Genomic DNA, 6232 nt, shown 5'->3' on the forward strand with positions numbered 1-6232 from the left:
TACCTGGCTAAATTAACGAATTTAGTCAGACTGTACAATTAACTTTTCTTGTACAGTTAAAATATAACAGGTTGGACGCCAATCTGTAGGTCAAAAAGGGAGTATGAATGATTTATCTGGCGTTTTCAGACTATGGGTACCAGACAAATTTTAAAGAACATCCCAGGCTGATTTTTTTTCGGGCCATGCGACCGCAGGAATTCCGCCCAAACACGGACTGGCAAATAAATTCCCTTGAAAATGTGCGATCCCTGCCGACTCGAGCCACATCCACTCTTCCGGCCGCTCGATTCCTACCGCCGAGACGGCAATTTCCAGCGAGTTACAGCATTTAATAATGGCCTGCACAATTGCCTGTCTTGGCCCGTGCTTATGGATATCTTTGACCAGTTGACGATTGATCTTTATGCGATCCGGCTGAAACTGAGCCAGCAACAAAAGTCCGGCAAACCCGGCACCAAAGTGATCAATAGCGACGCGAATACCCGCGGACTTGAGCTTACGAATAGAATCAGTGAATTCATCAATACGTGAGATAGCTTCACTCTCGGTGAACTCAACAATGATCTGCTCTGAAATCAAACCATTCGCCTTGATTTCATCTAAAAGAAACTCAACAGCGCCGGGAACATTCACCAAAGTCATCGGTAAGAGATTAATAGACAACGTGCATCCACGCAGACGCAGACGTCCCGCCATGGCAAACGCCACCCGCTTACTGTGGAGGTCCGCCTTATAAATATCCTCTCGCGAGAGTCCATCAAAATAAACCTCTGGCGATCCACCGCAGGCGGTACGCAGCAACGCCTCAACGGAAACAATTTCTTTAGCAAACGGGTCGATCACTGGCTGAAAAGCGAAGCTGCACTCGGCCTGAATGAACGGGACTTCAGGATAAAAAGCTGTGCTATCCGTTACAAAATCCCAGCTTTCCGGCGCGGGAATTTCGTAATAATTATCCTTTTCCGTCGCTTCCACGAAGGTACGAAAAAAGTGGAGGGCCCGGTCATCGTAAGTTAGCTGATATTTAGTGGTCCCTTTATCCAACACCATTTGCAGAACGTCATCGCGGTCATACTCTCGTAAATCAAAGAGTTCCATACCGATGTTGCCAAATCTACGCGTCGGACCATGATCGCTAAGCAGTTCAACAAGATTATGGTGGCGCGAGTCCCCACAGATATGACGATAAATTTCCAGAACCTTCTCTTCAGGTCCTTCTAATAACTGAAAAAAATGGGTGCCATTAAAAAGTAAAATCCCGGACACGCCCATCTGGCTATTTTTTACATTTGCTTCAGCAACCATGCTTTCGAGCGATTTAACTGACACGTTGTCGCAGATATGACTGCGATAAATGATGGTAGTGAGCATGAAATTCCCGACAGGAGAGAGAAAAAAGATTGAGATATTACAGTAGCAGATCTGATGTTCTGCGTCCTGTAAAAAAGACAAATACATTAACAAATATTTCACATTAAACCGTTCTTTTGATTGACCTTCTTCTTCCGCCAATACCTGTACAGAATGCACATTCCCCAGATAGTACAGGGTCGGTTTAGCAAAAAATAAAATTACATATAAATCAATCAATTAAACAAGATAATCAAAAAAATAACATTTTCCCTCCATTTTTTATGTACAAGTTAACAATCATTGTATAACTTTAATAGCAACTTAACTGATGATTGAACTGACAGGAGCACATATGCAGCAGAACAGTTATATTCCTGACACAGCTAGCGCTATTGCCCATTATTTCAATAAAGCCTCTTTGCCTTCACAGCAGGAAACGCTGGGACAAATCGTGATGGATATCCTTTATGAAGGCCGAAATCTGAATCGTAAATCTCTGTGTACCAAGTTACTGAGTCGCCTTGAAGTTGCTTCTCAACCTGAAGAAGAGAACCACTATCAAACGTTAATCGGTTTGCTCTTTGAGCGACAAGATTAAGCGTGCCAGCAGTAATCTGGTGAATTAGGTCGACACTGAAGAGTCTGATTTCACGGATGATACCAATACTTAATCAGAGCATCGACTTCAAACCAAATCTCCAGTCATGGAGACGACGGTAATCAGAGATACAGTTATGAATAGTGGTGAGATTGAACACTTAACAGATGTACTGATTGGAGAGGCTGTTCTCTCTCTACTCAAAAACAAGGGGCCGATCAATACTCAAGCTCTGGTAAATAAACTCCAGTCGATGCAGGTCGGTGAAACGGATAAAAAACGGCGAGATACAATTGGGCATATTATTGATGAAATCAAAAATATGGTAGCTCTTCGAGATAAGAAAAAGTCTCTGGGTACTTCAGGTGCGAAAAATTATTGGGATGACCCAAATGCTTTATTGGGTTCATCTTCGCAATCTGGTACAGGTAAAATGCACTGACCATTAATGGTCGATTCTTTAATTAACAAAGTTGAGAATATGATGAGACAGACTATGCATCAGCAATCAGATATCTACGCAGGCCTGAATGATACCGCACTCTCTGAGTATTTCCGCAATGCAGGCGACAGGCTGATCGATGAATCTGCAGTGATGTCCCTGGCCATTAGTAGTATCCTTGCCACTGAAGGGCATCTCAGTAATAAGGCTATTATATTCTGGTTAATTAATGCCCTTGAGACGACTAGCGATGTGGTGACTGCAGATGTTATCCGTAAGACGCTGGAAATTGTCGTAAGTTATACCATGGATGATATCTAAGATAGCAACAGGAATTAATGAAACAAGGAGCTCCGCTATTGTTAATAGGTGGAATAACGGTTAAACAGGACCTGGGGATAGAAATAAAAGCCACCTACAGTATAATTTTTCCTAAAATTCTCCTCCTGTTGTCAGGTATAAAATCCACAACAGGAGACGGATATTAAATAAATATATGCAATATTTAATTAGCCTTTTTATAAGGCTAATTATATAAACACATTACCACGCGCTAAAGCACCGCAGCCAGACGCCTGACGCCATCGACCAGGATCTCCGGCGGATGGTTAGCAAAACCGAGTAAAATCCCCTCTCTCGCCATCGCCCGCTGACAGTATCGCTCAAAGGTCTGTACACCTAAACCTATCCGACGAGCCTTGTCTTCCACCTCTTTGGCTTTTAGACCATTCAGCAGCCAGCAGACTAAATGAACGCCCGAATCCGTCGGATGAACAGCCATACGTCCAGGAAAATAGTGCTCAATCGCCGCCTCCAGCGCACTTTTGCGCTCAAAACAAGCTTTGCGGATACGACGAACATGGCTGGCGTAGTGCCCCTCACTGAGAAAACGTGCCAGAACCGCCTGTTCCAGATAGCCGCTACTAAGATCGGTGTAATACTTGGTGATGGCAAACTGTTCACGTAAATGCTCAGGCACCACCAAAAAACCAAGGCGAAATTCCGGGTACATCATCTTAGAGAATGTCCCGGAATAGATAACCCGCTGATGTTTATCTAGCCCCTGCAAAGCCTGTAATGAACGGGCGGCGTAGCGAAATTCACTGTTGTAGTCATCTTCGAAAATCCAGGCCCGATGGGCTTCTGCCCATTCCAGTAAGGCAAGCCTTCTCGGCAGGCTGAGAGTTCCGCTGAGCGGAAACTGATGCGAGGGCGCGGTATAGACCAGTTTCGCCCCTGGGTAGTGCAATATTCCATCCTGAATATCCATGCCATCGCCATCAACACGAACGGGCCGGACGGAGACACCTCTGGCGGCGAATGCACCGCGAGCGCCGTTGTATCCAGGGTCATCCAGCCAAACCTCATCGCCAGGTACCAGCAATGCCTGAGTGGTGATCGTCAGCGCCTGTTGAATACCATTGACGATAATAATCTGATCTTCATGACAATTTACGCCGCGCGTCGCCTGAATATAGTGACTGATGGCTCGTCGCAACGGTAGATATCCGTAAGGCGTGGTGTGCATTCCTAGTTCACGACGCGACTGTCGCCAGATGCGCCCCAGCAATCGTCCCCATAAAGCGTGAGGAAAGAGATCGGTACAGCCGATACCCACCGCAAAAACCCGATTCATCCCCCCACTTTCCTGGCTTTCGGACCATGAGGGTATCAATGCCGAGATATCGGGATTGAGTTGCCCGATAGCAGATCTTGCCGCTTCAGGCGCCGCTGGCGAATAATGCTCGCTAATGAAGTTATCCGGGATATGTTGGCAGACAAACGTGCCCGCGCCCTTGCGCGTCACCAGATACCCCTCATCCATCAGGCGATCGAAACCCGAGATAACCGAGTTCCTGGAGATCGCCATCATCTCAGCCAGCGCACGGCTTGAGGGGACTTTTGAACCCGCCGTCAAACGACCGTCAAGGATAGCGTTACGCAGGGCATGATAAACCTGATCTTTGATGATCCCGCGTTGTAATAACAGGTCCTGAAAGAGAGGAGCAACTGGTTTGGCCATGGCTATGAGAGATATTTTTAAGGTAAAAGTGGATCCTACAAATATATAGAAAGTGTCACTTTTTAGGAACCATAAGAACTTCTAACATGGCGCTCAGTGAGGACAAAACACCCATTTAAAAAAAATAAGGACCACTATGAATTTATCTCAAATCACCATCGAACCCGCAACCGAGAGCGACTTTGCCCAGTGGTTGCCGCTGTGGAAAAGCTACCAGGTATTTTACCGCGTCGATATCCCGGAAACCGTGACGCAATTGACCTGGAGCCGTTTTTTAAATCCCATTGAACCGATGTTTTGCGCCGTAGCAAAGCATGAAGGATCGATAGTTGGGCTGGTGCATTACCTGTTCCATCGCACCACCTGGGCCGAAAGCGACTACTGCTATCTGGAAGACCTGTTCGTTGACCCGGAGGTTCGGGGCAAGCATATCGGTAAACAGTTGATTGAATATGTTCAGCAGCAGGCGCGTAAACGCCACTCCGCCAGCCTGTACTGGCACACGCATGAAACTAATCTACGCGGCCAGCGTTTGTATAACTGGGTGGCGGATAAAAGCGGCATGATTGAGTATCGCATGCGGGTAAAATAACCGTCGACTCAAGCATAAAAAAACCTCGCCGCAGCGAGGTTTTTAGTCATAAGCAGCAGGCTTAGTACGCGTTAACCACCACCCACATTGGGCCCTGGCCGACGGCATAGCGCCCTTTTTCTTGCAACAGGCCCTGCTCGCCTTCGATTTCATACACCGCAACATGATGTGATTTCTGACCAGCGGCAATCAGGTATTTTCCGCTGTGATCGAGGTTAAAGCCGCGCGGTTGTGCTTCGGTTGGCTGATAGCCTTCGATGGACAACACGCTGCCGTCTTCGGAGACGCTGAAGATGGTGATAATGCTGGCGGTACGATCGCAGGCGTAGAGGTGACGACCATCCGGGGTCAGATGGATATCCGCCGCCCAGCGAACACCGGTGAAATCAGAAGGCATCATGTCCAGCGTCTGCACGCACTCGATTTTGCCGTACGGATCTTTCAGCTCCCAGACGTCAACAGAGCTATTAAGTTCATTGACGCAGTAGCCGTACTGCTGGTTCGGATGGAACGCCATATGACGCGGGCCTGCGCCTTCAACGGTGGTCACTTCAGCCGGTTCTTGCGCGGCAAGGAAACCATCGTCGCTGAGGGTAAACAGGCAGATACGATCCTGCTTCAGCGCCGGAACCCATAGGGTGCGATTGTCCGGAGAGATATTTGCCGAATGGCAGCCTTCGAGCCCTTCAACCACGGTCACCGTTTCACCCGGCAGGCCATCGGTCAGCGGCGTCACGCTTACACAGCCCGAATTATAAGAGGCACTAAAAACAAAACGACCTTGATGATCGGTAGAAATATGCGTTGGGCTACCCGGCAGCGCGGCTTCGCCAGCGAAGGTCAGGGCGCCATTATCAGGCGCAATGCGGTAGGCCAGTACGCGAAACTCCGGACGCACGCCGACGTAGAGATACTCTTTGTTCGGGCTCACCACCATCGGCTGCACCTGACCTGGGGCATCAACAACCTGCACCAGGGTCAGTTTCCCCTCAACATCCAGATTCCAGACGTGGATCTGCTGGCTTTCCGGGCTGGCGGTATAAACGGTTTGTTTCATGAATACTCCTTCCTCACTGCACGTGGAAATTTCATTTTTCAGACTAACAACACCCTGAAAAACACAATACGCATATATACCCGTCATACTTCAAGTTGCATGTGCGTTAGCTTTCCTCGCTCACCCCAGTCACTTACTGGAGTAAGCTCCAGGGGACTCCCTGC

The 6232-nt window shown here is 47.9% G+C and carries 7 protein-coding genes; 4 read left to right on the top strand and 3 right to left on the bottom strand.

Annotation, left to right across the window (positions count from 1 at the left end; translation table 11 throughout):
- Positions 1 to 150: 150 nt before the first annotated feature.
- Positions 151 to 1374: a diguanylate phosphodiesterase gene (locus tag QVF11_RS06710; protein WP_142511987.1), complete on the bottom strand. Its 1224-nt coding sequence runs from the start codon at positions 1372 to 1374 to the stop codon at positions 151 to 153.
- A 334-nt stretch (positions 1375 to 1708) separates the two neighbouring features.
- Between QVF11_RS06710 and ycgZ the strand changes: the two genes are divergently transcribed.
- The 3 genes from ycgZ (at position 1709) to QVF11_RS06725 (ending at position 2717) form a co-directional block, all read left to right on the top strand.
- On the top strand, positions 1709 to 1954 hold the full coding sequence (gene ycgZ / locus QVF11_RS06715) for a regulatory protein YcgZ (protein WP_181482960.1): 246 nt from the start codon (positions 1709 to 1711) through the stop codon (positions 1952 to 1954).
- 136 nt (positions 1955 to 2090) lie between these two features.
- Positions 2091 to 2396: a hypothetical protein gene (locus QVF11_RS06720; protein WP_287855833.1), complete on the top strand. Its 306-nt coding sequence runs from the start codon at positions 2091 to 2093 to the stop codon at positions 2394 to 2396.
- Positions 2397 to 2450: 54 nt separating this feature from the next.
- Positions 2451 to 2717, top strand: coding sequence for a biofilm development regulator YmgB/AriR family protein (locus QVF11_RS06725; RefSeq protein WP_110276842.1), 267 nt, complete (start codon positions 2451 to 2453; stop codon positions 2715 to 2717).
- Between the two features lie 232 nt (positions 2718 to 2949).
- Here the strand turns inward: QVF11_RS06725 and pdxR are convergent, their stop codons facing one another.
- Positions 2950 to 4419 carry a MocR-like pyridoxine biosynthesis transcription factor PdxR gene (gene pdxR, locus QVF11_RS06730; RefSeq protein WP_287855835.1) on the bottom strand — a complete coding sequence of 490 codons (1470 nt, stop codon included), beginning with the start codon at positions 4417 to 4419 and terminating at the stop codon, positions 2950 to 2952.
- 136 nt (positions 4420 to 4555) lie between these two features.
- Between pdxR and QVF11_RS06735 the strand changes: the two genes are divergently transcribed.
- Positions 4556 to 5011, top strand: a complete 456-nt coding sequence (locus tag QVF11_RS06735; protein WP_287855837.1) for a GNAT family N-acetyltransferase — start codon at positions 4556 to 4558, stop codon at positions 5009 to 5011.
- Positions 5012 to 5072: 61 nt separating this feature from the next.
- Here the strand turns inward: QVF11_RS06735 and pgl are convergent, their stop codons facing one another.
- Complete coding sequence (gene pgl, locus QVF11_RS06740; RefSeq protein ID WP_287855839.1) at positions 5073 to 6068, bottom strand: 6-phosphogluconolactonase; 996 nt, start codon at positions 6066 to 6068, stop codon at positions 5073 to 5075.
- Between the last annotated feature and the right edge of the window lie 164 nt (positions 6069 to 6232).

It is taken from the genome of Klebsiella sp. (assembly GCF_027492335.1).
Classification (GTDB): Bacteria; Pseudomonadota; Gammaproteobacteria; order Enterobacterales; family Enterobacteriaceae; genus Klebsiella; species Klebsiella huaxiensis.